Annotated in this window: 25 protein-coding genes; 6 read left to right on the forward strand and 19 right to left on the reverse strand. The window is 69.9% G+C overall.

Annotated elements, in window-relative coordinates:
* Window positions 1–2: 2 nt before the first annotated feature.
* Genes MRBLWO14_RS11200 through MRBLWO14_RS11215 form a run of 4 tightly spaced genes read right to left on the reverse strand, consistent with a single transcriptional unit; the run spans window position 3 to window position 4,472 of the window.
* The gene (locus MRBLWO14_RS11200) at window positions 3–920 is read right to left on the reverse strand and encodes a carbohydrate ABC transporter permease (RefSeq protein ID WP_341933236.1); all 918 of its coding nucleotides are present in this window, start codon (window positions 918–920) and stop codon (window positions 3–5) included.
* A complete protein-coding gene (locus tag MRBLWO14_RS11205; RefSeq protein WP_341933237.1) occupies window positions 917–1,864 on the reverse strand; it encodes a sugar ABC transporter permease in 948 nt (315 codons plus the stop codon). The genes MRBLWO14_RS11200 and MRBLWO14_RS11205 overlap by 4 nt, the downstream gene beginning before the upstream one ends.
* 3 nt (window positions 1,865–1,867) lie before the next feature.
* The gene (locus tag MRBLWO14_RS11210; RefSeq protein WP_341933238.1) at window positions 1,868–3,181 is read right to left on the reverse strand and encodes a sugar ABC transporter substrate-binding protein; all 1,314 of its coding nucleotides are present in this window, start codon (window positions 3,179–3,181) and stop codon (window positions 1,868–1,870) included.
* A 55-nt stretch (window positions 3,182–3,236) separates the two neighbouring features.
* Complete coding sequence (locus MRBLWO14_RS11215; protein WP_341933239.1) at window positions 3,237–4,472, reverse strand: aminotransferase class V-fold PLP-dependent enzyme; 1,236 nt, start codon at window positions 4,470–4,472, stop codon at window positions 3,237–3,239.
* A gap of 167 nt (window positions 4,473–4,639) precedes the next feature.
* Between MRBLWO14_RS11215 and MRBLWO14_RS11220 the strand changes: the two genes are divergently transcribed.
* Window positions 4,640–5,332: an FCD domain-containing protein gene (locus tag MRBLWO14_RS11220; protein ID WP_341933240.1), complete on the forward strand. Its 693-nt coding sequence runs from the start codon at window positions 4,640–4,642 to the stop codon at window positions 5,330–5,332.
* 174 nt (window positions 5,333–5,506) lie between these two features.
* Here MRBLWO14_RS11220 and MRBLWO14_RS11225 read toward each other — a convergent pair whose 3' ends face one another.
* The 6 genes from MRBLWO14_RS11225 to MRBLWO14_RS11250 form a co-directional block, all read right to left on the reverse strand.
* Window positions 5,507–6,013: an ACT domain-containing protein gene (locus MRBLWO14_RS11225; protein WP_341933241.1), complete on the reverse strand. Its 507-nt coding sequence runs from the start codon at window positions 6,011–6,013 to the stop codon at window positions 5,507–5,509.
* A gap of 16 nt (window positions 6,014–6,029) precedes the next feature.
* Window positions 6,030–7,088, reverse strand: coding sequence for a PLP-dependent cysteine synthase family protein (locus MRBLWO14_RS11230; RefSeq protein WP_341933242.1), 1,059 nt, complete (start codon window positions 7,086–7,088; stop codon window positions 6,030–6,032).
* A gap of 21 nt (window positions 7,089–7,109) precedes the next feature.
* Window positions 7,110–8,003 (reverse strand): hypothetical protein, encoded by an 894-nt coding sequence (locus MRBLWO14_RS11235; RefSeq protein WP_341933243.1) that lies wholly within the window; start codon window positions 8,001–8,003, stop codon window positions 7,110–7,112.
* A 75-nt stretch (window positions 8,004–8,078) separates the two neighbouring features.
* Window positions 8,079–8,882: a GntR family transcriptional regulator gene (locus tag MRBLWO14_RS11240; protein WP_341933244.1), complete on the reverse strand. Its 804-nt coding sequence runs from the start codon at window positions 8,880–8,882 to the stop codon at window positions 8,079–8,081.
* Between the two features lies 1 nt (window position 8,883).
* Window positions 8,884–9,288, reverse strand: coding sequence for a D-ribose pyranase (gene rbsD, locus MRBLWO14_RS11245; RefSeq protein ID WP_341933245.1), 405 nt, complete (start codon window positions 9,286–9,288; stop codon window positions 8,884–8,886).
* A gap of 50 nt (window positions 9,289–9,338) precedes the next feature.
* Window positions 9,339–10,292 carry a ribokinase gene (locus MRBLWO14_RS11250; RefSeq protein WP_341933246.1) on the reverse strand — a complete coding sequence of 318 codons (954 nt, stop codon included), beginning with the start codon at window positions 10,290–10,292 and terminating at the stop codon, window positions 9,339–9,341.
* A gap of 106 nt (window positions 10,293–10,398) precedes the next feature.
* Between MRBLWO14_RS11250 and MRBLWO14_RS11255 the strand changes: the two genes are divergently transcribed.
* The gene (locus MRBLWO14_RS11255; RefSeq protein ID WP_341933247.1) at window positions 10,399–11,061 is read left to right on the forward strand and encodes a transaldolase family protein; all 663 of its coding nucleotides are present in this window, start codon (window positions 10,399–10,401) and stop codon (window positions 11,059–11,061) included.
* A 72-nt stretch (window positions 11,062–11,133) separates the two neighbouring features.
* Here the strand turns inward: MRBLWO14_RS11255 and MRBLWO14_RS11260 are convergent, their stop codons facing one another.
* The gene (locus MRBLWO14_RS11260) at window positions 11,134–11,811 is read right to left on the reverse strand and encodes a FadR/GntR family transcriptional regulator (RefSeq protein WP_341933248.1); all 678 of its coding nucleotides are present in this window, start codon (window positions 11,809–11,811) and stop codon (window positions 11,134–11,136) included.
* 46 nt (window positions 11,812–11,857) lie between these two features.
* Between MRBLWO14_RS11260 and MRBLWO14_RS11265 the strand changes: the two genes are divergently transcribed.
* Window positions 11,858–12,826 (forward strand): amidohydrolase family protein, encoded by a 969-nt coding sequence (locus tag MRBLWO14_RS11265; protein WP_341933249.1) that lies wholly within the window; start codon window positions 11,858–11,860, stop codon window positions 12,824–12,826.
* Between the two features lie 17 nt (window positions 12,827–12,843).
* On the opposite strand, the gene MRBLWO14_RS11270 is transcribed toward MRBLWO14_RS11265, so the two are convergent.
* Together MRBLWO14_RS11270 and MRBLWO14_RS11275 are read right to left on the reverse strand one after the other, a co-directional pair.
* Complete coding sequence (locus tag MRBLWO14_RS11270; protein WP_341933250.1) at window positions 12,844–13,602, reverse strand: SDR family oxidoreductase; 759 nt, start codon at window positions 13,600–13,602, stop codon at window positions 12,844–12,846.
* A complete protein-coding gene (locus MRBLWO14_RS11275; protein WP_341933251.1) occupies window positions 13,599–14,459 on the reverse strand; it encodes a fumarylacetoacetate hydrolase family protein in 861 nt (286 codons plus the stop codon). Before MRBLWO14_RS11275 ends, MRBLWO14_RS11270 begins: the two co-directional genes overlap by 4 nt.
* Before the next feature lie 135 nt (window positions 14,460–14,594).
* Between MRBLWO14_RS11275 and MRBLWO14_RS11280 the strand changes: the two genes are divergently transcribed.
* Window positions 14,595–15,890 carry an L-fuconate dehydratase gene (locus tag MRBLWO14_RS11280; RefSeq protein WP_341933252.1) on the forward strand — a complete coding sequence of 432 codons (1,296 nt, stop codon included), beginning with the start codon at window positions 14,595–14,597 and terminating at the stop codon, window positions 15,888–15,890.
* Window positions 15,877–16,842: an aldo/keto reductase gene (locus tag MRBLWO14_RS11285; RefSeq protein WP_341933253.1), complete on the forward strand. Its 966-nt coding sequence runs from the start codon at window positions 15,877–15,879 to the stop codon at window positions 16,840–16,842. The genes MRBLWO14_RS11280 and MRBLWO14_RS11285 overlap by 14 nt, the downstream gene beginning before the upstream one ends.
* Window positions 16,843–16,869: 27 nt before the next feature.
* Here MRBLWO14_RS11285 and MRBLWO14_RS11290 read toward each other — a convergent pair whose 3' ends face one another.
* From MRBLWO14_RS11290 to MRBLWO14_RS11310, 5 genes are all read right to left on the reverse strand, one after another.
* Window positions 16,870–17,874: an ABC transporter permease gene (locus MRBLWO14_RS11290; protein WP_341933254.1), complete on the reverse strand. Its 1,005-nt coding sequence runs from the start codon at window positions 17,872–17,874 to the stop codon at window positions 16,870–16,872.
* 2 nt (window positions 17,875–17,876) lie between these two features.
* The gene (locus tag MRBLWO14_RS11295) at window positions 17,877–19,394 is read right to left on the reverse strand and encodes a sugar ABC transporter ATP-binding protein (protein ID WP_341933255.1); all 1,518 of its coding nucleotides are present in this window, start codon (window positions 19,392–19,394) and stop codon (window positions 17,877–17,879) included.
* Complete coding sequence (locus MRBLWO14_RS11300; protein WP_341933256.1) at window positions 19,391–20,323, reverse strand: ABC transporter permease; 933 nt, start codon at window positions 20,321–20,323, stop codon at window positions 19,391–19,393. The genes MRBLWO14_RS11295 and MRBLWO14_RS11300 overlap by 4 nt, the downstream gene beginning before the upstream one ends.
* Before the next feature lie 101 nt (window positions 20,324–20,424).
* Window positions 20,425–21,528, reverse strand: a complete 1,104-nt coding sequence (locus MRBLWO14_RS11305) for a sugar ABC transporter substrate-binding protein (RefSeq protein WP_341933257.1) — start codon at window positions 21,526–21,528, stop codon at window positions 20,425–20,427.
* A gap of 198 nt (window positions 21,529–21,726) precedes the next feature.
* Window positions 21,727–22,731 carry a LacI family DNA-binding transcriptional regulator gene (locus MRBLWO14_RS11310; RefSeq protein ID WP_341933258.1) on the reverse strand — a complete coding sequence of 335 codons (1,005 nt, stop codon included), beginning with the start codon at window positions 22,729–22,731 and terminating at the stop codon, window positions 21,727–21,729.
* Between the two features lie 180 nt (window positions 22,732–22,911).
* Here MRBLWO14_RS11310 and MRBLWO14_RS11315 point away from each other — a divergent pair, with 180 nt between their 5' ends.
* The gene (locus MRBLWO14_RS11315) at window positions 22,912–24,390 is read left to right on the forward strand and encodes an aldehyde dehydrogenase family protein (RefSeq protein ID WP_341933259.1); all 1,479 of its coding nucleotides are present in this window, start codon (window positions 22,912–22,914) and stop codon (window positions 24,388–24,390) included.
* Between the two features lie 79 nt (window positions 24,391–24,469).
* On the opposite strand, the gene MRBLWO14_RS11320 is transcribed toward MRBLWO14_RS11315, so the two are convergent.
* Window positions 24,470–26,080: a GMC family oxidoreductase N-terminal domain-containing protein gene (locus MRBLWO14_RS11320; protein ID WP_341933260.1), complete on the reverse strand. Its 1,611-nt coding sequence runs from the start codon at window positions 26,078–26,080 to the stop codon at window positions 24,470–24,472.
* Window positions 26,081–26,111 lie beyond the last annotated feature (31 nt).

A 26,111-nucleotide genomic window follows, 5' to 3' on the forward strand; every position in this document is an offset into this window, starting at 1 on the left:
GGCTACTCCTTCACGGCACCCGCGGTGAGACCCTGCACGATCCAGCGGCTGGCGAGGGCGAACATCGCCATCGTCGGCAGGATCGTCAGCACGGCGGCGGCGCTCATCGAGCCCCAGTCGATGTTGAACGTCGAGATGAAGCCGTTCAGCGCCGACGGCACGGTGCGGTTCTCGTCGGTGTTCATGAGCACGACCGACAGGAACAGCTCGTTCCAGCAGTTCACGAAGTTGAAGATGAACGCCGCGATGATGCCGGGCGTCATCACCGGGACGAGCACCCGGAACAGGGCGCCGAAGCGCGAGCATCCGTCGATCATCGCCGCCTCCTCCAGAGCATCCGGCACGTTCTCGAAGAACCCGCGGAGCATGACGGTGGAGAACGGGATGCAGATCGCGATGTACACGAGGATGAGGCCCGGCTTGGAGTCGACCAGGCCCAGGTCGGTCATCATCGAGTACAGCGGTCCCAGCGCGATGAACGCGGGGATCATCTGCGTGAGCAGGAACGCCACGAGCACGGTGCCCTTGCCACGGAACTCGAACCGTGCGATCACGTACGCGCTGAGCAGCGCGATGAGCGTCGCCACGGCGCCGGCGATCACGGCGACGATCGCCGAGTTCGCGAGGAACACCCCGAACGAGCTCTGCTGGAACAGGCTCACGTAGTTGTCGAGCGAGGGCTCGCTCGGCCAGTACTCGATCGGGAACCGGTTGATCGTGCCCGGCGACTTGAACGACGTCAGGGCGATCCAGTACAGCGGGAACAGCGTGATGAGCAGCCACAGTCCGAGGCCGACGACGCGCACGACGCCGCCGACCGTGATGCGCCGCTGCATCGTGCGCGGCGCCTTCGCGGCATCCGGCACCGTGATGCGCCGGGTCTCGGTGATGGTGGTTCCGGTGGGGGTGGTGATGGTCATCGCTGGGCCCTCCGCATCGCCATCAGGTAGAACGCGCAGAACACGAACAGGAAGGCGACGACGATGAGGCCGATCGCACTCGCGATGCCGTAGTTGCCCTGCTGCGTGTAGTTGATCATCCAGGTGGTGACGATGTGGGTCTGGTTCGCCGGTCCGCCGTTCGTCATCGCGTAGATGATGTCGGGGAAGTTGAAGATCCAGATCACGCGCAGCAGGATCGTCAGCAGCAGCGTCATGGAGATGTACGGGATGATGATCGAGAACAGCTGCCGGACCTTGCCCGCGCCGTCGAGGCTCGCGGCCTCGAGCATCTCGTCGGGAACCGACTGCAGCGCCGCGAGGATCATGATCGCGAAGAACGTGACGCCGTACCAGATGTTCGCCACGATGACCGCGAACATCGCGAGCTTCGGGTCGGCCAGCCACGGCAGCGGCGCGTCGATCAGGCCGGCCTTCATGAGCAGGTCGTTGACGACGCCGAACTCCGCGTTGAACATCCAGCGGAACAGCATCCCGATGAGGAAGCCCGAGACGGCCCACGGGAAGAAGACGAGGGCCTGGTAGAGCCCGCGGAATTTGAAGCGCTTGCGCAGGGCGAGCGCGATGAGGAACCCGATCACGAGCTGCGGCACGAGGGAGCCGACCACCCACAGCACCGAGTTCCACGCCACGACGGGGAAAGCCGGGTCCTGGAAGACGGTGACGAAGTTGTCGAAGCCGACCCAGGGCGTGGAGGTGAGGTCCCACAGGTTCCAGTCGTGGAAGGCCATGCGCGCACCCTGCAGCATCGGCCAGTACGTGAACCACACGACGAACACGATCGCCGGGGCCATGAAGGCCAGCAGGGTGAGAGCGTGACGCGCCTTGAACGGGCGCCGGCGCGAGCCGGGGGAGGCCCCGCCGGCGACGCCGGCGGAGCCTCTCTCACGAAGAGCGGATGCCACGGGTCAACCCTTCTCCGCGGCGTACTTCTCGGTCCAGAAGGTGTCCCACGACTCGAGCAGCTCGCTGGTCGACATGTTGCCGAGGAGCACGTTCTGCACATCCTGGTCGGACTTCTGGATCCACTCGGTCCACCAGCTGACGCCGCGCGGCTGACGCACGTTGACGTACGTCTCCGGGTCCTCCGTCATGGTGACGTAGCTCGTCCACGGGCCGGTCGAGTAGAACTCGTCGTCCGCCGCGTCGGCGATGATCGGCACGAGGCTGTTGGCCTGCGCGAACTCGGTCGCCGGCTCGGCCGACGAGAGGAACTCGACGAGCTTCACCGCGGCATCCTTGTTCTCGCTCTTCTCGGCGACGCCCCAGCCGGCGACGGCCAGCGGCTGCGCGGCCTTGCCCGAGGGGCCGACGAGCAGCGGAGCGGTGTCCCACTGATCCTCGGTGAGCGAGGAGTCCTGCACGGTGGCGATGACCTCGGGGTCCTGCAGCAGGAACGCGGTCGTGCCGTTCGTGAAGCCGGCGACCATCTCGGGGTAGCCCCACGACACGGCCGACGGCGGCGAGGCCTTCTTGAAGAGGTCGAAGTAGTCGTCGACGGCCTCCTGCGCTTCGGGCGCCGCGAAGATCGTCGAACCGTCCTCCATGAGGAACGCGTCCTCGGTGTCGAGGCCGTCGATCGTGTACGCCTCGATCGCGGCGACGACGTTGCTGTTGGCGTTCGCCCCGCCGCGGAAGGCGTAGCCGTAGATGTTGTTCGACGGGTCCTGGATCGCGCTGGCCTGCTCGAGCAGATCCTTCCAGCTGTGCGGCGGGCCGTCGAAGCCGGCCGCCTCGACGAGGTCGGTGCGGTAGAACAGCGACAGGCCGTAGAAGCCGTAGGGGACGAAGTAGCTCTTGCCGTCGGCCGCGACCGACGCCGACTGCGCGTTCTCGGTCAGGGCGTCCCAGCCGTCCCACTTCTCGAGGTCGGAGCCGAGGTCGTACAGCCAGCCGTTGTTCGCGAACGGCCCGACCGTGATGTCACGGACCTCGAGCACGTCGACGCCCTTGCCGGACTGCAGCATCTGCTGGATCTTCTGGTCGGCCTGCTCGGTGGGCGGCGAGACGAGCTTGACCTTGATGTCGGGGTTCTCCTGCTCGAACTGGTCGAGCAGCCCGCGGATGAGCTCGGTGCGGGCCGGGTTGGTCAGGCTCTCGACCATCTGCAGGGTGGTGGTGCCGTCGGACGCCGAGCCCCCGCCGCCGGAGCAGCCGGTCAGCGCGAGGACGGCGACGGTGCCGAAACCCGCGGCGGCCGTCAAGATGCGGTTCTTCTTCACGAGGTGCCTCTCAATTTCTGGGTGTGGTGGGTCGGGTAGGGAAGGGATCGGGAAGTCAGGAGACGACGACGCGGTCGGCGGTGCGGATGCCGGCGCGGCTGAGGATCTGCGGGACGCAGCGGTCGACGAAGGCTGCGAAGTCGGCGGCCTCGGTGTAGAGGTGTGCCGACAGGCGGAAATAGCCGACGCCGCGGAAGCTCGTGAACGCGGTCTCCACGCCGACGGCGTCGAGCAGGTCCATGCGGAGAGCGTCGGCCTCCTCGCGGGAGGCGCCGAGGCCGAGCGGCAGACGCACGAGGCGCATCGACGGCACTGGGGAGGGAAGCGGGGTCAGCGGGTCCTCGTCGCCGTAGGGGCGCAGGGCCTCAGCGATCATCTCGGCACCGGCATCCGCGATCTGCGCCATCGCGACGCGCGCCGCGGCCCAGCCGAACTCGTCTTCGACGAAGTCGATCGCGGTGGGGGTGGCGAGGTAGGTGGTCGCATCGATCGTGCCCTGGGTGTCGAAGCGCTCGGGGTAGGGCTCGCGCGCGGCCCACGAGTCGATCAGCGGCCACAGCTCGTCGCGGTCGGGCGCGGTGGTGACGAGCAGCGCCGAGCCGCGCGGCGCGCAGGGCCACTTGTGCAGGTTTCCGAACCACCAGTCGCCGCCTGCGACGGCCGCGGCATCCGCGATGAGGCCCGGAGCGTGCGCGCCGTCGACCAGCGTGCGGACGCCGCTCTCGCCGGCGAGGTCAGCGATGCGGCGGGTCGGCAGCACGCGCGCCGTGGGTGACGTGATCTGGTCGACGACGATCAGCCGGGTGCGCGGGGTGAGGGCCGCGGCGAAGAGCTCGACGATCTCGTCGTCGGAGGCGAGGAGCGGCAAGGCGACGGTGCGGACGGTCGCGCCGAAGCGGCGCGCCAGGCGCTCGGCGCCCATGGTGATCGCGCCGTACCCCTGATCGGTCACGAGGATCTCGTCGCCGGCCTCGAGCTGCAGCGCGTTGTAGACGACGGTCGCGGCGGCCGAGGCGTTCGGCACGAAGACGCTGTCGTCGGGGCGAGCGCCGACGAACGGGGCCGTGCGCTCGCGCGCCTCGCGCACACGCTCGGAGATCCGCGGGAACCACTCCACCGGGCTGAGGTCGGCCCGGCGGCGCAGGGCGTCCTGATGCGCGACGACGGCGGACGGGACCGCGCCGAACGACCCGTGGTTGAGGTGGACGACCTCGGGGTCGAGGGGCCACGCCTCACGCGCACGGATGCCGGACTTCAGCGTGAGCGGTGCAGGGAACAACGGATCGGGCATCGGTCCTCATCGGTGAGTGGGGGGCGAGTTGTTGCACAACTTTGCCACACTGCTCCCGATAGCGCCACGAAAACGCGAAGATGAAACATAGTTGTCATACGAGTTTTCGCGGTCGGCACATTCCGACAGACTTCACGAGGGGCGGGGCGGTGTCAGAGAGGATGACGATGAGCGCACTGGACACAGCGCTGCACGGGCTGCGCGCCCTGATCGCCGACGGCGCGCTGCGCCCCGGAGACCGCCTCCCCAGCGAGGGCGAGCTGTGCGAACGGCTCGGCGTCTCCCGCGGGTCCCTGCGCGAGGCGATCAGGATGCTGGCCGCCCTCGGCGTGCTCGAGACGAGGCACGGCTCGGGCAGCTACGTCGGCGAGCTGCGTGCCGCCGACCTCATCGGCAGCCTCTCGCTGACCGTCGGGCTGCTGCCCATGGCCGGAGTGCTCGAACTCACCGAACTCCGCCGCGTGCTCGAACCGCACGCGGCAGCGCTCGCCGCCGCCCGCATCGACGACGACACCGTGGCGGTGCTCGATGGCATCCTGTCCGAGATCGAGGCGAGCGACGACTTCGAGGAGCACTCGCGCCTCGATCACGCCTTCCACATGACGATCTCGGAGGTCGCGGGCAACAACGCTCTCACGAGTCTCATCGAGGTGCTGCGGTCGCGGTCGCGCGCCTATCGCATCCCGGATGCCGACGACGCGGCCGAGCTCAAACGGAACTCGGATGCCGGGCACCGCGCCATCCTGCGCGGACTCGCCGCCGCCGACCCGGTCGCGGCATCGACCGCGGCGTCCGCCCATGTCGCGGCGACGGAGTACTGGGTGCGGCTGTACACGGAGGACGCGGAGCCCTCCGCCTGATTCGCAGCTCTGCCTGATTCGCTGCTCTGCGTGCTTCGCTGCCCACAACGCGCTGCCGACCCACCCCCTTACGACCGAACCACCCCGGTGTGTTCGGTACGCATCGGGGTGGCTCGCGCGGAAAGGGGTGGCTCGCGCGGAAAGGGGTGGCTCGCGTTCCGGGAGGGGGAGGGGCTAGGCGAACGTGATGTCGACCTGGATCTCGGTCGCGAGGCGCTCGAGATCGGAGCGGAGGGCGTCGAGGTCGACCGACGACGGCACGCGCGCGGCGACCGTGGCCTCGAACAACCGGCCGCCGGCCATCGCGGCGTCGCGGGTCTCGGTCGAGAGTTCCTCGATGCTCAGGGCATGGGAGTTCAGCACGGTCGACACCTCGCGCACGATGCCGGGTCGATCGTTGCCGAGCACGCGCAGCCCCAGCAGGCGGTCGGGCGCGGGAGCCTGCTCCGTGCCGGTGCGCACGGCGACCGTGAGCAGGCCGTCGAGCTCGCGCAGCGCGGCCTCGAGGTCGGCCGAGCGCTCGGGGGTGACCGAGACCTCGATGACACCGGCGAAGGTGCCGGCGAGCTCGGCGAGCTGGCTGCTCTCCCAGTTGCCGCCGTGGGCGTCCACGACATCGGCGACGGCGGCCACGAGGCCCGGACGATCAGCACCCGCGACGGTGAGGATGAGAGTGGTCATGCCGCCAGCGTAGCCGTCACTCGACCCACTCGCCGGTGTCGAGGAAGCGGTCGAGGCGGGTGCGGTGGGGCGCGAGATCCCAACCCTGCGCGGCGACCCACTCGTCGGAGTAGTAGGTCCCGGCGTAGCGGATGCCGCTGTCGCAGATCAGCGTCACGACGCTTCCGGTCTCGCCGGCCGCGCGCATGCGGGCGATCAGCTGAAAGGCGCCGTACAGGTTCGTGCCCGTCGAGCCGCCGGCGAGGTGGAGGGTGCGCTCGCGCAGCAACCGGATCGCGGCGATCGACCCCGCATCGGGCACCTGGATCATCTCGTCGATCACGGTCGGCACGAACGACGGCTCGACGCGCGGGCGGCCGATGCCCTCGATGCGGCTCGGGCGGCCGGCCGGGGGATCGACGGTGCCCGCCCAGCCGTCGTAGAACGCGGAGCCCTCGGGGTCGACGACCGCGATCTGCGTGTCGTGGCGGCGGTACCTCACGTAGCGGCCGAACGTCGCGCTCGTGCCTCCGGTGCCCGCGCCCACCACGATCCAGCGGGGGATCGGATGCCGCTCCTGCGACAGCTGGCTGAAGACGCTCTCGGCGATGTTGTTGTTGCCCCGCCAGTCGGTCGCGCGCTCCGCGAAGGTGAACTGGTCGAGGTAGTGGCCGTGGCAGTCGCTCGCGAGGCGCCGGGCTTCGGGAGACATGTCCTCCGCGCGATCCACGAAGTGGCAGGTGCCGCCGTAGAACTCGATGAGGTCGATCTTCTCCTGGCTGGTCGAGCGCGGCACGACCGTGATGAACGGCAGCCCCAGCATCCGTGCGAAGTACGCCTCGGACACGGCGGTCGATCCGCTCGACGACTCGACGAGCGTCGTGTCCTCCGTGATGCGTCCGTTCACGAGGCCGTAGAGCAGCAGTGAGCGTGCCAGACGGTGCTTGAGGGACCCGGTGGGATGCACCGACTCGTCCTTCAGGTACAGGTCGATGCCCCACTCGGCCGGCAGCGGGAACAGATGCAGATGCGTGTCGGCGCTGCGGTTCGCGTCGGCTTCCAGCAGGGCGATCGCGGTGCTGGTCCAGTCGCTCATGCTTCGAGCGTAACGCGCGGTCTACTCCTCGAAATAGCCGCCCTCGCCCGTCTCGCCGTCATAACGGAACACCCTGCCCTCTTCGAGAGTGATCTGGATGTCATCGCCGAGCGGCTGCTGGGCGAGCAGCTTCTCTTCGAGCATCGTCATCCGCTCCTCGTACTCGGCGGCCGTCTGCGCATCGACACCCCAGATCGTCGCAACCTTCATGTCGGTGAGGAAGTAGAGGAAGGCCGATACCGCCGTGCGGTTGAACTCGGTGTCGGGGATGGTCTGCCACAGCGCACCCGAGTCACGGAGCCGCTTGTACTCGTCGGCCTTCGCCTGCAGGATGTCGGCGATCTCCGCGCCGGCCTCGGCGTCAGGGGTGGCCCCTGGGTTCTCGGAGGCATCGGATGACGGGAGCGGAGAGGGAGCCGAGATGCCGGTCGGCTCGGCGACGGGACCGGGTCGCACGTTGGTCAGGAAGCCGATAACGACGGCCACGCCCACGATGATCAGCGCCAGCAGACCGCCGACGAGGGCGAGCACCAGGCCGTTCGTCCGCGCGCTCGAGCGAGCGGGCGGCGGCGCGACGGACGAGATCGGGTATCCGCCGTTCGGGGAGGATCCCGCATACGGCGGCTGCGCCGCACCCGCGTACGGCGGCTGCGGCTGAGTGCCGTATGGCGGCTGCTGCGGCGTCCCGTACTGCGGGGGCGCTCCGTACTGCGACTGGGCTCCGTACTGCGGTGGCGGGGCCATCGGGGGCTGCTGCGGCATCCCGTACGGCTGGGTCGGCGACGCCTCGCCGCTCAGCGACGGCGCGAGGGGCACCGTGGATGAGGCGTTCCCGTCCTGCCCGCCCGGTGTGGGCGGGGGTGGCGGAACGACCTGCTCACCCTGCGCTCCCGCATCCTTGTCGTCCTGTGCCATCGAGCTCCCCCTGATCTCCGTACCGGTCTGCGACCAGGCTAGCCGGGTGCGCCGACCCGGAGGAGCGCTGACAGGTCAGCTGACCGTGCCTGCGCGAGAAGCCGCGCCGTCGTCGTCGATGTGCAGAAGAGATGCCTGCGACTGCTCCTGCTGCAGCTGGAACTCGAACCGCGATCGGTCGCCTCTGTGGTGCGCGACGAAGTACTCCATGGGGATGCCGTCTGCGCCCCGACTCACGCTGCGCAGCCTCAGCAGGGCCGACCCGGCGCTCACGCCGAGGTGCTGGGCCTGCTCGTGCGTCGCCACGGTGGCCTCGGCGGAGCGCACCCCGCTCGTCGCGACGATGCCGTTCTCGGCCAGCACGCGGTACAGCGACGCCTCCGACAGATCGACGCCGAGCGTGACCGCGCCGACGGCCTCGGGCATCCAGGTCGTGGAGAGCGACCACGGCTCGCCGTCGACGTGACGCAGGCGCTCGAGCACCACGACCGGCGTACCGGGGGCCACCTCGAGCGCGGTCGCGATCTCGTCGTCGGCGAGCGCCTGCTCGTGCCGGAGCACGTCGCTGTGCACGTGTCCGCCGCGGCGCTCCACGTCGTCGTACAGGCCCACGAGCGTATGCACCAGGCTTTCGCTCGTGCGCGGGCGCGACACGAACGTGCCCTTGCCCTTGACGCGTTCGACGAGTCCCTCGTGCTCGAGCTGCGCGAGCGCCTGCCTCACCACGGTGCGCGAGATGCCGTACCGCTCGCACAGCCGGTGCTCGCCGGGGAGCGGATCGCCCGGCTGCAGGCCGTCGCGGTCGATGCCCTCGATGATCAGCTGCCGCAGCTGGTCGTACATCGGCGCCGCGGAGTGCCGGTCGATCGAGTCCTCCATGTCAGTACGCCACCCCCGCGTGCAGGATCACGTTGGCGTAGGGCGTGAACTCCCCGGACCGCACGAAGGCACGCGCGCTCTGCGACAGGGCCTTGAACTCGACGTGTGGGAGGAGCTGGATCTCGAAGTCCTGATCGGCGAACCGCTCGCGCAGAGCCTCGAGCACCTCGGGGCTCTTCTCGGCCACCTCCGCCGACACCGTCGCTCCCTCGACCACGAGCTCCGCGAGCACGGTGTCGAGCACGTCGAAGAACGCCGGAGCGCCAGGGCGGTAGGCGAGATCGATGCGCTCCGACCCGGTCGGGATGGGCAGCCCGGCGTCGGTCACGACGATCAGGTCGGTGTGCCCGGTCTCGCTGATGACGCGGGACAGGGCGGGGTTGATGGTCGTGGCGGTCTTGCGCATGGTGCTCCTCGACTCGGTGTTCGACTCTGGACGACGGACCGGATGCCGCGTCAGGCGGCGGCTTCGCGGGCGGACAGGAACGCGTCGACCTCGGCGCGCAGCGGCAGGCTCGGCGATGCGCCCTGCTTGGTGACGGCGAGCGCTCCTGCCGCGGTGGCGAGGCGCACGGCATCCGACAGCGTGCTGCCGTTCGCGAGAGCGGCGCCGAGGTATCCGGCATACGCATCGCCCGCGGCGGTCGTGTCGACGGCCTCGACGGGGAACGGCGGGATGACGGTCGCCCCCTCGGCCGTGACGACGCACGAGCCCTGACCCGCGAGCGTGATGACGGCCGCGCCGACGCCCCGGTCGAGGAACCACCGGCCCGCCTGCTCGGCCGTGGCGGCGTCGACGACCTCGACGCCGCTCAGCAGCGACGCCTCCGTCTCGTTCGGGGTGACGATGTCGATGTTGCGCCACACGTCGTCGGGCAGCGGGGCGGCGGGGGCGGGATCGAGGATCACGGTCATGCCGTGCTCCTGTCCGCGCGCCGTGATGTGGGCGGTGAGGGCAGACGGTGTCTCGAGCTGCGTGAGCAGCACCGACGTGGTCGGGGCGAGGGCGGTCAGCGCGTCGTCGATCTGCTCGGCGCTCAGCGCGGCGTTGGCGAGGGGCACCATGACGATGTCGTTCTGCGCCGAGGCGTCGACGCGGATGTGGGCGATGCCGGTGGGACCGGGGACCGTGCGCAGATGCGCGAGGTCGACGCCGGCATCGCTCAGCCCGGTGACGACGAGGTCGTGGAACAGGTCGTCGCCGACGCATCCGACGAAGCTCGTGCGGGCGCCGGACCGACCGGCGGCGACCGCTTGGTTCGCTCCCTTGCCGCCGACCATGAGCGTGAACTCGTCTCCGAGGATCGTCTCGCCCCGCGCGGGGAGCCGGGTGGAGAAGGTCGTGACGTCGGCGGTGACGCTGCCGACGATGACGACTCCCGAACGATCGGCCGAGGTGGCGGGGGTCATGGGGCTCCTGATCGTCGTCGATCCGCGGTGCTTTGACATCCTCCGCGGCTGTCATTACATTAGCCGAATCCGAACCTGTAACGACAGGTTGTGCGCAAGGAGATCCATGACCGCGTCGTCCCCCCGCCTCTACGTCGACAGCGCCGATCTCGACCGGGTCTCCTCACTCCTCGCCACCGGCGTCGTGCACGGCGTGACGACGAACCCGACGATCCTCGAACGGGGCGGGCGCACCGCGGCAGAGATCCCCGACCTCTACACGCGGTGGACAGAAGAGGGCGCCCGCGAGGTGTTCTTCCAGACCTGGGGCGGCGACACCGCGTCGTTCCTGCGCAACGCCGACGGCATCCGCGCGCTCGGCGACCGAGTGGCCGTGAAGGTCCCCGCGACGCGCGACGGCTTCGCCGCGGCATCCGCCCTCGTCCGCGACGGGGCCACCGTGCTCGTCACCGCCGTCTACTCCGTCGCGCAGGCGCTGACCTGCGCGAGCATCGGCGCCCAGTACATCGCCCCCTATCTCGGGCGGATGCGGGATGCCGGGATCGACGGCGACGCCATGATCGCCGAGATGCAGCAGATGTGCGCCGGCAGCGGATCGAACGTGCTCGCCGCGAGCCTGCGGTCACCCGACGACATCACCGGCCTGCGGCTCGCCGGTGTGCCGTACTTCACCGCGGCGCCCGACGTGCTCGACGCCGTGCTGTTCCACGAGGTGAGCGACAGCTCGGCGGCCGAGTTCGACGCGGCCATGGTCCGCCTCGGAGCCTGAGCTCCGCCCTGGACCCGCGGCCTGAGATCGGGCCCGGACTCGGGGGCGGTGTGCGCGACCCGGCCGTGCCGATCAGGCCGTGGCCGCTTGGCGCAGCCACCGCTCGACGCCGGCGATGTGGGCCGTTGCGAGCGACGTGGCGAGCGCGGGGTCGTGCTGCGCGATCGCGTCGGCGATGGCGCGATGCTCCGAGAGGGTGCGCTCGGCCGCGCCGCCCTCGGTGAGACCGCGCCAGATGCGCGCTCTGACTGTCTGGCTGCTGAGGTGCTCGATGAGGCTCGCGAGGTAGGCGTTGCCCGACATCGCCACGATCTCACGATGGAAGCGGATGTCGTGCTCGACCAGCTCCTCGATTCCCACCGACGCGTCGACCGCCTCGACCTCGGCCTCGATGCGGGCGATCGCATCGTCGGTGGCGAGGGACGCGGCGAGGCCGGTGGCCTGCGACTCCAGCATCCGTCTCACCGCGAAGATCTCGAGCATCGAGTCGTCGTCGTGCATGTCGACGACGAAGGAGATGGCCTCCAGCAGCAGGTGCGGCTCGAGGCTCGTGACATAGGTGCCGTCGCCGCGGCGCACGTCGAGCACGCGGATCACCTCGAGCGCCTTCACGGCCTCGCGCATCGAGTTGCGCGACAGGCCGAGGCGCTCCGACAGCTCCTTCTCGGGCGGGAGGCGATCGCCGGGGGCGAGCTCACCCGACACGATCATCGCCTTGATCTTCTCGATCGCCTCGTCTGTCACGGCCATGGCGTCATCCTAGCGATTGATCCGATGTCTGCGGCAGGATGGTCGCATGCGCGTACTCGATTCGCACCTGCACCTGTGGGATCCCGAGATCCTGCACTACTCCTGGCTCGAAGGACCGCTCGCATGGCGGTTCGCCGACACCGAGATCGACCACGCGCGCATCACCCGCGCGACCATCGAGCACGCCGTGTTCGTGCAGGCGGGCACCGACGACGAGGACTTCCTCGCCGAGGTGCAGTGGGTCGCGAGCCTCGCGCCGGCCATCGGCGTGACCGGCATCGTCGCCGGCGCCCGCCTCGATCGCGGCACCGACACCACCGCGCACCTCGAGGGACTCGAGACCGAACCGCTCGTCGTCGGCGTGCGGCACATCCTGCAGGACGAGGCCGACGGGCTCGCCGTCTCCGCGGGATTCATCACGGGCGCCCGCGAGGTCGCCGCGCGCGGCTGGACCTTCGACGCCTGCATCCGCGAGGCGCAGCTGCCGGAGATCTCGCGCCTCGCCGCGGCCGTGCCCGAGTTGCGGATCGTGCTCGACCACCTCGGCAAGCCCGCCGTCGGCACCGCGGGCGCGCCGGTGGGACCGAGCCCCGAGTGGGTGCGCGACCTCGACGACCTCGCGCGGCATCCGCAGGTCTCCTGCAAGCTCTCCGGGCTGCCGGCCGAAGCCGGCGGCGACTGGACGGCCGCGCAGCTCGTGCCGTTCCTCGACGCCGCGGCCGACGCGTTCGGCGGGGATCGCCTGATGTGGGGGAGCGACTGGCCCGTCTCGGTCATCGGACCGGCGGAGGCCGGGGACCCGCACGCTCCCGAGGACGGCTCCGCGACCTACCAGCCTCATGCGCGCGACCGCTGGGCGGAGACGGTGATCGACTGGGCGCAGGCGCGCGGTCACGACCTCGACGCCCTGTTCTGGCGGAACGCCGAGGAGTTCTACGGTCTCGGCAGGCGCAGGGCCCAGGATGCCGACGAATCGCCGCGCCGCGGCATCCTGGGCTGGCTGCTCGGGGACTGACCCCGCTGCCCGACCGGTCAGCTGCCGACGGGACGGAGGCGCAGCCGCGCCATTCCGCCGTCGACCTCGATGAACGTGCCCGTCGTCGATCCGGCCTCGGGGGAGACGAGGTAGGCGACCGCGGCGGCGACCTCGCTCGGCGACACGAGGCGTCCGTGCGGTTGCCGCGCTTCGAGCGCCGCCCGCTCGGCCTCGGGGTCGACCGCGCTGTCGAGCAGCCGCCCCACCCACGGGGTGTCGGCGGTGCCGGGGTTCACGGCGTTGACGCGGATGCCCTCACGCAGGTGGTCGGTGGCCATCGCACGGGTGAGCGCTTCGACGGCGCCCTTCGACGCGCTGTACAGAGCGCGCTGCGGCAGGCCGGTGGTCGACGCGATCGACGCGGTGTTGCAGATCGACGCGTTCGGCGACTTCCGCAGCCACGGCAGCGCGGCGGCGGTCACGCGGGCGATGCCGGTGACGTTGATCGACAGCACGCGTGCCCACTCGTCGTCGTCGTTCGCCGTGACGTCGCCCTGCGCTCCGATTCCCGCGTTGTTGACGACGATGTCGATGCGACCGAACCTCTCGGCGACGGCCGCGACCGCGGCATCCACCGACGCCCGGTCGGAGACGTCTGCGGTGAAGGCGGCGAACGCGGCATCCGCCCCCGAGGTGTCGCGGTCGAGCACCGCGATCCGCGCGCCGTCGGCGTGCAGTCGTACGGCGATCGCGGCGCCGAGACCCGAGGCCCCGCCCGTGACGATCGCGACAAGTCCGTCCAGTGCTCCGGTCATCTCTGCGCCTCCCAGGCCACGAACTCCTGGCGCTGATGCCCAAGTCCCTCGATCTCGATCTCCACGACGTCCCCGGCCTTCAGATACGGGAACTTCCCACCGAACGCGACGCCCTGCGGCGTGCCGGTGAGGATGAGGTCGCCCGGCTCGAGCGTGACGTACTGCGACAGGTGATGCACGATCGTGCGCACGTCGAAGATCATGTCGTTCGTGTTCGAGTCCTGGCGGGGCTCTCCGTTGACCCAGCTCCGCAGGCGCAGGGATCCGACCTCGACCTCGTCGGGGGTGACCAGCCACGGGCCGGTCGGGTTGAAGCCCGCCGCGATCTTGCCCTTCGACCACTGACCGCCGGAGACCTCCATCTGGAACGCGCGCTCCGAGACGTCGTTGGCCGTGACGTACCCGGCGATGTGCGCGTCGGCCTCCTCCGGGGAGTCGAGGTAGGCCGCGCGGGCGCCGATCACGATGCCGAGCTCGACCTCCCAGTCGGTCTTCTCGCTGCCGCGGGGAATGGTGACCGTGTCGTTCGGTCCGACCACGGTGTTCGGGGTCTTCAGGAACATGATCGGCACGGTGGGCGGCTCCGCACCCGACTCGCGGGCATGGGCCGCGTAGTTCTGGCCGATGCAGATGACGGCGCTCGGGCGAGCGATCGGGGCGCCGATGCGCATCGACGCGGCGTCCTCGAGCTCGGGGAGACCGCCGTCGGCGAGTCCCGCTTCGACGAGCGCGCGAACATCGCCGGCGAGGAATGCGCCGTCGACATCGGATGTCACGGACCGCAGATCGAAGTAGCGGTCTCCATCCACGAGGACGGGGATCTCGGCCCCGGGGGCTCCTAGGCGTGCGAACTTCATGTCTCTCCTGCTCGGTCGGATCGTCGTCGGCCCGGACCACGTCGTGGTGGTCCGCCTCGTTGACAGTATAGACATCGGATGTTTACACTCCAAGGGATCTGCACGGACGTCCCCTGCCGTGCCCGAGAGGAACCCGTGAGCCGCATCGTCGCCCTCGACACCACCGACATCCGCTTCCCCACCTCGCTCAGCCTGGACGGGTCGGACGCCATGAACCCCGACCCCGACTACTCGGCGGCGTACGTGATCGTGCGCACCGACGCCGCGGACGGCATCGACGGCCACGCGTTCGTCTTCACGATCGGCCGCGGCAACGACGTGCAGGTGGCCGCGATCGATGCGCTCGCCGGACACCTCGTCGGACGCGAGATCGAGCCGCTGCTCGACGACATGGGCGGCACGTTCCGCGACATCATCGGCGACTCGCAGCTGCGCTGGCTGGGCCCCGAGAAGGGCGTCATGCACATGGCCATCGGCGCGGTCATCAATGCGCTGTGGGACATCAAGGCCAAGCGGGCGGGGCTGCCGCTGTGGCAGCTGCTCGCCCGGATGACCCCGGAAGAGCTCGTCAACCTCGTCGACTTCCGCTATCTCACCAACGCGCTCACGCCGGCCGAGGCGCTCGAGATCCTCCGAGCCGCAGAGCCCGGCCGTGCCGAGCGGGAGCAGGAACTGCTCGCCACCGGCTACCCCGGTTACACCACCAGCCCCGGCTGGCTCGGCTACTCCGACGAGAAGCTCGAACGGCTCGCCCGCGAGGCGATGGCCGACGGGTTCACGCAGATCAAGCTCAAGGTCGGTGCCGACCTCGACGACGACATCCGCCGATTCCGCAAGGCGCGCGAGGTGTGCGGTCCCGACTTCCCCATCGCGATCGACGCGAACCAGCGCTGGGAGGTGTCGGAGGCGATCGAGTGGGTGAACGCGCTCGCCGAGTTCCACCCCGCCTGGATCGAGGAGCCGACCAGCCCCGACGACGTGCTCGGTCACGCCGAGATCGCGCGGGGGGTCGCCCCCATCCGCGTCGCCACCGGCGAGCACGCCCAGAACCGGGTGATCTTCAAGCAGCTGCTGCAGGCCGACGCGATCTCCGTCATGCAGATCGACGCGGTGCGCGTCGCCGGGGTCAACGAGAACATCGCGAACCTGCTGCTCGCGGCCAAGTTCGGCGTGCCCGTCTGCCCGCACGCCGGGGGCGTGGGACTGTGCGAGGCCGTGCAGCACCTGTCGATGTTCGACTTCGTCGCGGTCACCGGCACCCGCGAAGGACGCATGATCGAGTTCGTCGATCACCTGCACGAGCACTTCGTGGTGCCCACCGACATCCGCGGCGGGTCGTACACGGCGCCGACCGCCCCGGGTGCGGGCATGGAGATGAAGGCGGCTAGCATCGAGGCCTACACGTGGACCGGCGAGCATGTCACCGTCTGACGCCCTCACGATCCCGGCGCTCGGCTACGGGGCGGCCAACGTCGGCAACCTGTTCCGCGAGCTCAGCGACGATGAGGCCCTGGCCGTGCTCAACGGGGCATGGGACAGCGGCATTCGCTACTTCGACACCGCGCCCCACTACGGGCTCGGCCTGTCGGAGCGGCGCCTCGGCGCCTTCCTGCAGACCAAGCCGCGCGACGAGTACGTGCTGTCGACCAAGGTCGGGCGCCTGCTGCGACCCAATCCCGACCACGACGGCGGACTCGACACCGCCAACGACTTCCACGTGCCGGACGACCTGCAGCGGGTGTGGGACTTCTCGGCCGACGGCATCCGCGCCAGTCTCGACGAGTCGCGCGAACGGCTCGGCATCGAGCGCATCGACCTCGTGTACCTGCACGACCCGGAGCGGCACGACCTCGACCTCGCGGTCGCCGAGGCCCTCCCCGCGCTGGAGCAGATCCGGGCAGACGGAGAGGTGGCGGCGATCGGGATCGGCTCGATGGTGTCGGATGCCCTCGCCACGGCGGTCCGCGCGGCCGACCTCGACCTCGTGATGGTCGCCGGCCGCTACACGCTGCTCGAGCAGCCGGCCGCGGCGGAGGTGCTTCCGGCGTGCCGGGAGCGCGGAACCGGCATCGTCGCGGCATCCGTCTTCAACTCCGGCCTGCTCGCGTCCAGCGAGCCGCGTCGCGACGGCAGGTACGAGTACGGCGAGCTGCCGGACGAGCTCTGGGACCGCGTGGTGCGCATCGCCCGGATCTGCACGGCCCACGATGTGCCGCTGCCCGCTGCGGCCGTGCAGTTCCCGCTGCGGTCCGACCTCGTGCGGTCGGTCGTCGTGGGAGGCAGCCGGCCGGCGCAGCTGCGGCAGAACGCCCAGTTCGCGGCCGTCGACATCCCCGAGGCGCTGTGGGAGGAACTGGCGGACGAGGGGCTGATCCCCGGCTGATCCCGCGGCGGGGTCCCCGCTGGCCTGTCAGGCCACGGCGGTGCCCCGACGGCGGTCGACGGTGGCTGCGATCGCGAGGATGACGATCACGCCGTAGAGGATCGGCTGGTACGCGGAGTCGATGCCGACGAGGTCGAGGCCGACGCGCAGCAGTGCGATCACCAGGGCGCCCATGACCATGCGGCCGACGCCGCCGACTCCGCCGGAGATCGAGCAGCCGCCCACGATGACCGCGGCGATGCTCGGCAGCAGCAGGGAGTCCGACGTGGTCGCCCCCGCGGACTGCAGCTGGGCGACCTGCAGCATCGCGGCGAGACCGGAGAGGGCCCCAGAGACGGCGAACACGATCACGACGATCCGGGTGGTCGGGATGCCGCTGAACGCCGCGGCGCGCTCGTTCAGGCCTATCGCGCGCACGCGCCGGCCGAACGAGGTGAAGGTCATGAAGGCCATCAGGATCCCCGCGACCGCGAGGACGAAGAGGAAGCTGATCGGCACCCCGAAGAGCCTCAGCGACAGCCACTCCACGTTCTCGTAGCCCGACTGCACGAAGACGGAGTCCGCGCCGCTGATCCACAGCGACAGCCCCGTGAAGATGCCGAGGAAGCCGAGGGTCACGATGAACGACGGCACCTGGGTGAACACGTGCAGGACGCCGACGATCACGCCGCAGGCCGCGGCGGCGACGAGCACCGCCGGCACGGCCATACCGCCGAGCAGGGGGAGCGCTTTGGCGAGCGCGACACCGGCGAGACTCGCGAGCGCGGCGTGCGCGAGCGTGATGCGCCCGGTCAGCACGACGAGACCCTGCGCCAGGGCGAGCATGATCAGCGGTGCCGACTGCTCGAGCAGCGACATCAGGCTCGGGATGCGGAAGAACGACGTGTCGTAGACCCCGACGACGATCGCCAGCAGCACGAAGAGCACGGCGGGCGCGTAACCCGACTCGTGCAGCCGCCGCCACCGGGAGCGGCGGGGGGCTGCCGTCTCGATCGACGGGACCTTCTCGGACGCGGGTGCGGTCGCACTCATCGTCACACCATCCTTTCGAGGACGTCGGCACGCTCGGGGCGGGCGCCGGGTGCGGAGCGGAACTCCCCGGTGATCCGGCCGTCGCGCATGGTGAGGATGCGGTGGCTCATCGCTATGCCCTCCTCGAGGCTGTCCGCGATGAGCAGGACCGAGAGCCCCCGCGCCGCGAGCTCTCGGATGAGCCGGTACACGTCGGCCTTGGCGCCGACGTCGAGGCCGCGGGTCGGAGTGTCGAGGATCAGCAGACGCAGATCCGGGTCGATCAGCCACTTCGCCAGCACGACTTTCTGCTGGTTCCCGCCGGAGAGATTGCGCATCGGGGTGTCCCGCGCGGGCGTCTTGACGCGCAGGGTCTCGATCCAGCCGTCCACCGCCGATCGTTCGCGCCTCCTGATCAGGAGCGGTCCGAGGCTGACCTGATCGGGGTGCGCCATGGTGAGGTTCTCGTCGACCCCCATGCCCAGCACCGCGCCGTCCACTTTGCGCTCGGACGGGATGTATCCGATCCCGCGTGTCACCGCACCGGACGGTGCCCCGATGCGCAGCGGCTCGCCGTCGAGGGAGATCGAGCCGGAAGTGATCGGGATGGCGCCGAACAGGGCGCGGCCGAGGTCTTCGCGACCGCTCTCCTGCACGCCCATCACCGCGAGCACCTCGCCGCGCGCGACCGTGAACGACACGTCGTCGAAGGATCGTGCCGACAGGCCGCGCACCTCGAGTCCCGGTGCCGACTGCGGGTCGGTCTGGGCGTCCTCGTGGTAGTAGCCCGCGCTCATGTCGTGCCCCACCATGAGGGCGAAGAGGTCGTCCATCGTGACCTCCTCGGGAGTGCACTCGCCGACGACCTCGCCGTCGCGCATGACGTACACGCGATCGCAGATCTCCAGCACCTCCTCCATCCGGTGCGACACGAACACGACGCTCGCGCGCTTGCGGAGCTCGCGCACGATGCGGAAGAGCGTCTGGATCTCCTCGTCCTCGAGCACCGACGTCGGCTCGTCGAGCAGGATGATGGGCTGGTGCCGACTGCGCTCGCCGGATGCCAGAGCCTTCGCGACCTCGACCATCTGCCGCTTCGCGAACGAGAGGTGGCTGGTGGGCGTCCTGGTCGACAGCCCGCCGCCGACCAGGTCGAGGTAGCGCTGCGCGCGTTCGTGGAACTCGCCCCAGCGGTAGAGGCCGAAGCGCACACTGGTGCCCTCGTTGCCGAGCAGCACGTTCTCGCCGACGGTGATGTTCTCGAGCAGCGACTGCTCCTGGAACACCATCGCGATGCCGTGGTCGTTGGCGTCGGTCACGCCGCGCAGCGTGACGCTGTCGCCGCGCAGCACGAGCTCGCCGCTGTCGGGCCGCTCCACTCCGGTCAGCACCTTGAGCAGCGTCGACTTGCCTGCACCGTTCTCGCCGATCAGCCCCAGGACCTCGTTGGGCCGGATCTCGAGATCGATGTCCGACAGCGCCCGCACGCCGGGGAAGCTCTTCGAGACCCCGCGAAGCTCGAGGACGGCATCCGTGCTCATTTGATGACTCGCAATCTCTCGCGCGATCTCCACAGTGCGATCGAGGCGGCGACGATGACGACCGCGCCCTGCACGGCCTGCTGCACGTAGGAGCTGACCCCGCCGAGCACCATGGCGTTGGCGATGACGACGATCACGATCACGCCGACCACGGAGTGCAGCACGCCGCCGCGTCCGCCGGTGAGGAAGGTGCCTCCGATGACCACGCCGGCGATGGTGGTGAAGAGGAGATCGCCACCGATGCCGACGTCGCCGACCCCGATGCGGGCGGTCGCGAGCACGGCGGCCAGGCCGGCCGTGGCGCCCGCGACGACGAACGACAGCATGCGATAGCGCGACACGGGGATGCCGGAGAGCCGCGCGATCTCCTCGCTGCCGCCGATCACGTACGCGTAGCGGCCGAAACGGGTGCGCATCTGCACGAGCAGTCCGACGATGACCGCGGCGAGCGAGATCCAGACCATTCCGGGGAGCCCGGCGAGGCTGCCGCCGAGGAGGGCCCGGAAGCCGTCGTCCTCGATACGCGGGGGCTTGCCGCCGAAGAGCAGCAGCCCGATCCCGAGGCCGATCTGCCATGTGCCGATCGTGACGATGAACGATGGCACGCGGAGTCGTGCGACGGAGACGCCGGCGACGAGCCCCAGGGCCGCGCCCACGGCGACGGCGATCGGGGCGGCCCAGAGGCCGAGGTCGAGGTCGTTGCGATCGTTGCGCAGCAGCAGTGCGGTGGTGAGCGAGACCGCCGCCATCACTCCGGCCAGCGACAGGTCGATGCCGCCCATCAGGATGACGAAGGTGAGGCCGACCGCGACGACGATCGGCACGGCGCTCTGCTCGGCGATCGCGAGCAGGTTGCCGCCGGAGAGGAACACCGGATTCACGAACGCCATGACGACGCAGATCGCCAGGAGCACGAGGAGTGCAGGCACCGGGATCCGCTCCGAGCGGAGCAGCGGCCAGCGGCCGGCGGGGGACCGCGAGCCGCGGAGGGTGTCGTTCCCTCCGGGGCCCGCGGTACGCGTCGCGGCGCTCACTTGATCGGGTCTCCGACCTCGGACCAGATGTCGGAGAGGTCGAAGTCGTCGATGGCGGCCGGGTCGGGTGCGTCGCCCGCATTCTCCGCCGTGATGATCGGGACGGGCTTGAGGTAGAAGGAGCGGTGGCCTGCCGGTTCCTCCGCCGGGTCGAACTCGCCGGTGGCGGCCGCGAGCCCGATCGCGAGTCCGAAGGCGCCCTGGGCCGCAGCCCTCGACTGGGTCGTCGCGACGTAGCCGCTGCTCGGGTCCTTCACGAGATCGACCGCTTCAGCGAGGCCGTCGACGCCCGTGACCTTGATCTGACCACCCTGGCCCGCGTTCTTGATCGCCTCCAACGCGCCGAGGGCCATGGAGTCGCTCGCGGCCCACACCCCGCCGATCTCGCCGGGGTACTTCGTGAGGAAGGTCTGCGTGATGTCCTGCGCCTTGGTGCGGTCCCACTCGGCCGTCTGGTCCTCGAGCAGCGTGATGCCCGGGTACTCCTCGAGAGCCTTCTGCAGGCCTGCGAAGCGCTCCTTGGCCGGCGGGTTGTCGAGGATGCCCTGCAGGGCCACCACCGATCCTTCGCCGCCCATCGACTCGAACAGGGCCTTCGCTGTTTCGTACCCCTCCGGCACGCCGTCGATCGACATGTGCGCGACCCAGTGTGCGGAGTCGCCCGACTCGGGCGAGGTGCCGTCGGGGCGGTTCCACTGCGTCACGAGCCAGGCGCCGGACTTCTCGGCCTCCTTCACGATGGCGGGGACCAGGCTCGACTCGTTGGCGTCGATGTTGAGGACCACGCATTCCCCGCCCTTGGCGAGGATCGACTTGATCTGGCCGAGCTGCTTCGAGGAGTCGCCGTCGCTCGCGATCCACTGGTAGTTGTCCGCAAGCCCCTCGGACTCGGCGAAGGCCTTGGCGGCCGCGTCGACCGACACGTAGTACTCGTTCTCGAGCCCGCGGCCGGACTGCACGAGCGTGACGTCTTCGGGGGCGCATTCACCGGAGGACGTGCCCCCGGATCCCGAGCTGATCGCGCCGCTGCATCCGCTCATGCCGAGCATGACCGCGACGGCGCCTGCGGCGATGGCCGCTGCACGAGTGCGTGAGTTCATCTTCGAATCTCCTTCTGGAACTGATGGCCCGCTCGTCGGTCCGGAGGGGAGCGATCCGAGAAAGCGCTTACAGATGCTACGGGTGTGCTGCTGGTTGCGCTACGGGCCGGAGTCGGGAACGTCTTCGTCCGCTGTGTAAGCGCTTTCTGGAAATGTACACACCCCGTCGGGCTCGCGCAAGAGCGAGATCGGGATCCGTCAGGCCGTGGCGGCGGGGCCCGTGGAATCGCGGACGACGAGGGTCGCGGCGAGCAGGGGAGGGAGATCCGGCTCGACGCCCGCCAGCCGTGCTCGGAGGATCTCCCAGGCCTTCGCTCCCAGCTCGGCGCGCGGACTCACCGCCGTGGTCAGCGGGGGCAGGGTGTGCTGGGCGAACACGATGTCGTCGAAACCCGTGACCGACATGTCGTCCGGAACGCGGATGCCGCGCTCGCGCAGGCGCCCGAGCACGCCGCACGCCACCAGGTCGTTGAACGCGATGATCGCCGTCGGAGCGCTCTCGAGTGCGGCATCCGTCGCGGCGTAGCCGCCTTCGATCGACGATGTCGCGGCGGGCAGCATGGTGGCTTCGAGGCCGAGGATGTGCGCCTGCTGGATCGCGCGCCACCGCTCGCGGTTCTGCCAGGCGCTCTCCGAACCCGCGATGTACACGACTCGTCGGTGGCCGAGGGTGGCGAGCGAGCCGCACAGATCGAGCATCGCGGTGAAGTTGTCCACGGCGACCATGGGGAGGTCGATCCCGGGCTCGACGCGGTTGACGAGCACGATCGGGGTCGGCTGCCGCGACAGCGCGCGGAGACCCGCCGTATCGATGCGCGACGAGAGGATCAGCAGGCCGTCGACCTGCGAGAGGCGCTCCTGGGCGATGCTCAGCTCGACCTCGGCGTCGTCGCCGGAGTCGGAGATCACCATCCGGTACCCGTCGCGGCTGGCACCCACGTTGGCGGCCTTGATGACGTCATGGAAGTACGGGTTGCCGAGGTCGGGGACGATCACGCCGATACTGCGGTGGTTGCCGCTCGCGAGATCCCTGGCAGCGCCGAAGGGGCGGTAGCCCAGGCGGGTCGCGACGTCCTTCACCTTGTCGGCCAGCTCCGGCGATACCCGCTGGTCGCCGTTGAGCACCCGCGACACGGTGGCGATGGATACGCCGGCGGCATCGGCGACGTGCTGGATCGTCACGCGACCTGTCGAGTTCTTCACGAAAGGGACTCCGTCCTGTCACCCGCCCCCGCCCTCGTCAGCAGGGGACCGGACGCGCACCGGGGAGCGCGCTGGATGCTGAGGTCCAGAGTAAGCGGTTTCTGGTCTCCCTTGTCCACCCTTGTCGACGGGCGCTTGCGATGCTACCTTTCGAGTAAGCGCTTTCTCGAAGGAGTTCCTATGACAGTGACCCGCGCGACCACGGCGGACGTCCGCCGCTACGGCGCCTACATCGACGGCTCGATGACCCGACCGGGCGAGCACGTGTTCCGACGCGAGAATCCCGGCACCGGCGATCTCGTGGCCGAGTTCGACCGCGGAGACGAGGCGACAGCGGCAGCTGCGACCGCCAGCGCCCGACGCGTCTTCGACGAGGGATCCTGGTCGACGGCGAGCGGCCAGCATCGCGCGCGCATCCTGCTCCGACTCGTCGAGCTCATGCGGCGCGACAGCGAGAAGCTCGCCCGCATCGAGGCGGATGAGACGGGAAAGCCGATCCGGCTGGCCCGCGGCGACGTGCAGGGCAGCATCGGGCTCACCGAGTACGCCGCCGCCCTCGCCCTCACGACGAGCGGAGAGGTGCACACCAACCTCGGCGACGGCTTCCTCGGCCTCGTCACCCGCGAGCCGTGCGGAGTCGTCGCCATGGTCACACCCTGGAACTTCCCGCTGCTGCTGCTCATGCAGAAGCTGCCCTTCGCGCTCGCCGCCGGGTGCACCGCGGTCTGCAAGCCCTCGGAGCTGACGGCCGGCACCACGCTCGAGATCGCCCGGCTCCTCACCGAGGCCGGGCTGCCCGACGGCGCCTTCAACGTCGTCACCGGCGCCGGCAGCGTGGTGGGAGACCACCTCGCGCGGTCCGCGGACGTCGACTTCCTCTCGTTCACCGGGAGCACGGCCGTCGGTCGCTCGATCGTCGAGGCGTCGGCCGGCACGCTGAAGCGTCTCTCGATGGAGCTCGGCGGCAAGGCCGCGAGCATCGTCTTCCCGGACGCCGACCTCGACAAGGCGGCCGACGGCGTGCTGTTCGGCGTGACCTTCAATCAGGGCGAATGCTGCGTCTCCGGCGCGCGCCTGCTCGTGCACGAGGACATCGCCGACGAGTTCGTGCGGAGGGTCGCCGAGAAGGCGGCGTCGTTGACGGTGGGACCGTCGACCGACGAGTCCGCCGACCTCGGTGCCATGATCCACGAAGACCATCTGAACCAGGTCCTCGGCTTCGTCGACGACGCGCGAGCGGCGGGCGCCGAGGTCGTCACGGGCGGTGAGCGGCTCACGGCCGGCGCCCTCGCCGACGGTTACTTCGTGCCGCCGACGATCGTCGATCGGGTCGCCCCGGGGTCGGCGCTGTTCTGCGAGGAGGTCTTCGGGCCGGTGCTCGCGGTGACCCGGTTCTCGTCGATCGACGAGGCGATCGAGCTCGCGAACGCCGTGCAGTACGGTCTCGCGAACTCCGTGTGGTCGACCGACATCTACACGGCCCTCACCGTCAGCCGACGACTGCAGAGCGGCACGGTGTGGGTCAACACCACGATCGACGGAGCACCGCAGCTCCCCGGCGGCGGGGTGAAGCAGAGCGGCTACGGCCGTGAGATGGGCAAGGTCGGCTTCGAGGAGTTCACCGAGGTGAAGACCATCCAGATCCGCACGTCCGTCTGAACGGGCGCACCCGAGCTCGACCCCGCGAACGACGAAGGCCCGCTCCGAGGAGCGGGCCTTCGTCGTTCGCGCCCTCGGGTCAGCGGGCGTCCTCCCGGATCATGTCGACGGCCTTCTCGGCGATCATCACCGTCGGCGCCTGCGTGTTCGAGCTCACGATGCGGGGCATGATCGACGAGTCGACGACGCGCAGGCCGGAGAGCCCGTGCACGTCGAGCCGCGGCGACACGACCGACTCGTCGGAGACGCCCATCGCGCACGTGCCCACCGGGTGATACGACGTGCGACCGTACTGACGCACGTAGCGCACGTAGTCGTCCTGCGTGGAGATCTTCTCCCCGCCGGCCAGGTGCTCCTTCTTCACGAGCGCGGCCATCGACGGCTGAGCCATGATCTCGCGGCTCTGCCGCAGCCCCTCGACGCCCAGTTCGAGGTCGTAGTCGTCGGCGAGGTAGTTCGGATCGATGCGCGGGGCACGCTGCGGATCGGCATCCGCGATCGTCACCGTGCCGCGACTGCGCGGACGCAGGAAGTACGAGTTGAGCGTCGCCCCGTAACCCGGCCGCACGGCAGCGATGCCCGCCTCGACACCGGCGGCCGGCAGGAAGTGGAACTGCAGGTCGGGCGTCTTCTCGTCCTTGTTGCCGTACGTGAACGCCCCGGCCTCGACCACGGTCGACGCCAGCGGACCCGAGCGGAACGCCATGTACTCGACGCCCGCGAGAACGGTCGCCGGCTTCGGGCTGCCGAGCCGGTCGAGGCTCTGATACGCGTTGAGCTCGTAGATGATGTCGAGGTCGCAGTGGTCCTGCAGGTTCTTCCCCACGCCGGGAAGGGCGTGCACGACGTCGACGCCGGCGGCCTTGAGATCGGCGGGGTCGCCGATTCCCGACAGCTGCAGGATCTGGGGGGAGCCGTACGCGCCGGCGGCGACGATGACCTCGCGGGTGGCGCGGTAGCTGTGGGCGGTGCCTCGCTCGATGGTCTCGACGCCGGTGGCCCGGCCGCCCTCGATCACGACGCGCGACACAGTGGCGTGCACGCGCACGTCGAGGTTGGGACGGTGCCTGGCCGGCTTCACGTAGGCCACGGCGGCGCTGCAGCGGCGACCGTTCAGTGTCGTGGTCTGGTAGAAGCCGACGCCCCACTGGTCGGCGCCGTTGAAGTCGGAGTTGTAGGGGAGTCCGTACTCCTGGCCGGCATGCACGAACGCCCGTGACAGCGGATGCGGATCCGCGAGGTCGGACACCCCGAGGGGGCCGGCGGTGCCGTGCAGCGGTGCCGAGAGGCGCGCGTTGCGCTCGGAGCGGATGAAGTACGGCTGCACCTCTTCGGCCGACCATCCCTCGCAGCCGTGCACGGTCGCCCAGTCGTCGTAGTCCTGCGCAACACCGCGGGTGAAGACCTGGGCGTTGATGGACCCGCCTCCGCCCAGCACGCGGCCCTGGGGCAGCGGGATCCGGCGGTCGTTGCCGTGCCGCTGCGGTTCGCTCACGAACCCCCACTGGAACGGCCCGGCGGTGAGCTTGGCGAATCCGGCGGGAACGTGGATGAACGGATGCCGGTCGCTCCGACCGGCTTCCAGCAACAGGACCCGCACGCTCGGGTCCTCGCTCAGGCGCCCGGCCAGCACGCAGCCTGCAGTGCCTCCTCCGGCGATGACGTAGTCGTAGGTGTTCTCGTGTGACATCTCTCTCCTTGCTTTCTGCATCGTTGCCCGA

This window comes from Microbacterium sp. LWO14-1.2 (assembly GCF_038397715.1).
Classification (GTDB): Bacteria; Actinomycetota; Actinomycetes; order Actinomycetales; family Microbacteriaceae; genus Microbacterium.

Bases quoted from the DNA above. Each gene is read 5' to 3' on its own strand.
- MRBLWO14_RS11235 (WP_341933243.1), bottom strand. From the start codon at position 8,003: ATGGCACAGGACGACAAGGATGCGGGAGCGCAGGGTGAGCAGGTCGTT.
- MRBLWO14_RS11305 (WP_341933257.1), bottom strand. From the start codon at position 21,528: ATGAACTCACGCACTCGTGCAGCGGCCATCGCCGCAGGCGCCGTCGCG.
- MRBLWO14_RS11320 (WP_341933260.1), bottom strand. From the start codon at position 26,080: ATGTCACACGAGAACACCTACGACTACGTCATCGCCGGAGGAGGCACT.
- MRBLWO14_RS11285 (WP_341933253.1), top strand. From the start codon at position 15,877: ATGTCACCGTCTGACGCCCTCACGATCCCGGCGCTCGGCTACGGGGCG.
- MRBLWO14_RS11290 (WP_341933254.1), bottom strand. From the start codon at position 17,874: ATGAGTGCGACCGCACCCGCGTCCGAGAAGGTCCCGTCGATCGAGACG.
- MRBLWO14_RS11230 (WP_341933242.1), bottom strand. From the start codon at position 7,088: ATGAGCGACTGGACCAGCACCGCGATCGCCCTGCTGGAAGCCGACGCG.
- MRBLWO14_RS11295 (WP_341933255.1), bottom strand. From the start codon at position 19,394: ATGAGCACGGATGCCGTCCTCGAGCTTCGCGGGGTCTCGAAGAGCTTC.
- MRBLWO14_RS11270 (WP_341933250.1), bottom strand. From the start codon at position 13,602: ATGACCGGAGCACTGGACGGACTTGTCGCGATCGTCACGGGCGGGGCC.
- MRBLWO14_RS11260 (WP_341933248.1), bottom strand. From the start codon at position 11,811: ATGGCCGTGACAGACGAGGCGATCGAGAAGATCAAGGCGATGATCGTG.
- rbsD (WP_341933245.1), bottom strand. From the start codon at position 9,288: ATGCGCAAGACCGCCACGACCATCAACCCCGCCCTGTCCCGCGTCATC.
- MRBLWO14_RS11265 (WP_341933249.1), top strand. From the start codon at position 11,858: ATGCGCGTACTCGATTCGCACCTGCACCTGTGGGATCCCGAGATCCTG.
- MRBLWO14_RS11200 (WP_341933236.1), bottom strand. From the start codon at position 920: ATGACCATCACCACCCCCACCGGAACCACCATCACCGAGACCCGGCGC.
- MRBLWO14_RS11250 (WP_341933246.1), bottom strand. From the start codon at position 10,292: ATGACCCCCGCCACCTCGGCCGATCGTTCGGGAGTCGTCATCGTCGGC.
- MRBLWO14_RS11215 (WP_341933239.1), bottom strand. From the start codon at position 4,472: ATGCCCGATCCGTTGTTCCCTGCACCGCTCACGCTGAAGTCCGGCATC.
- MRBLWO14_RS11225 (WP_341933241.1), bottom strand. From the start codon at position 6,013: ATGACCACTCTCATCCTCACCGTCGCGGGTGCTGATCGTCCGGGCCTC.
- MRBLWO14_RS11220 (WP_341933240.1), top strand. From the start codon at position 4,640: ATGAGCGCACTGGACACAGCGCTGCACGGGCTGCGCGCCCTGATCGCC.
- MRBLWO14_RS11315 (WP_341933259.1), top strand. From the start codon at position 22,912: ATGACAGTGACCCGCGCGACCACGGCGGACGTCCGCCGCTACGGCGCC.
- MRBLWO14_RS11255 (WP_341933247.1), top strand. From the start codon at position 10,399: ATGACCGCGTCGTCCCCCCGCCTCTACGTCGACAGCGCCGATCTCGAC.
- MRBLWO14_RS11240 (WP_341933244.1), bottom strand. From the start codon at position 8,882: ATGGAGGACTCGATCGACCGGCACTCCGCGGCGCCGATGTACGACCAG.
- MRBLWO14_RS11275 (WP_341933251.1), bottom strand. From the start codon at position 14,459: ATGAAGTTCGCACGCCTAGGAGCCCCCGGGGCCGAGATCCCCGTCCTC.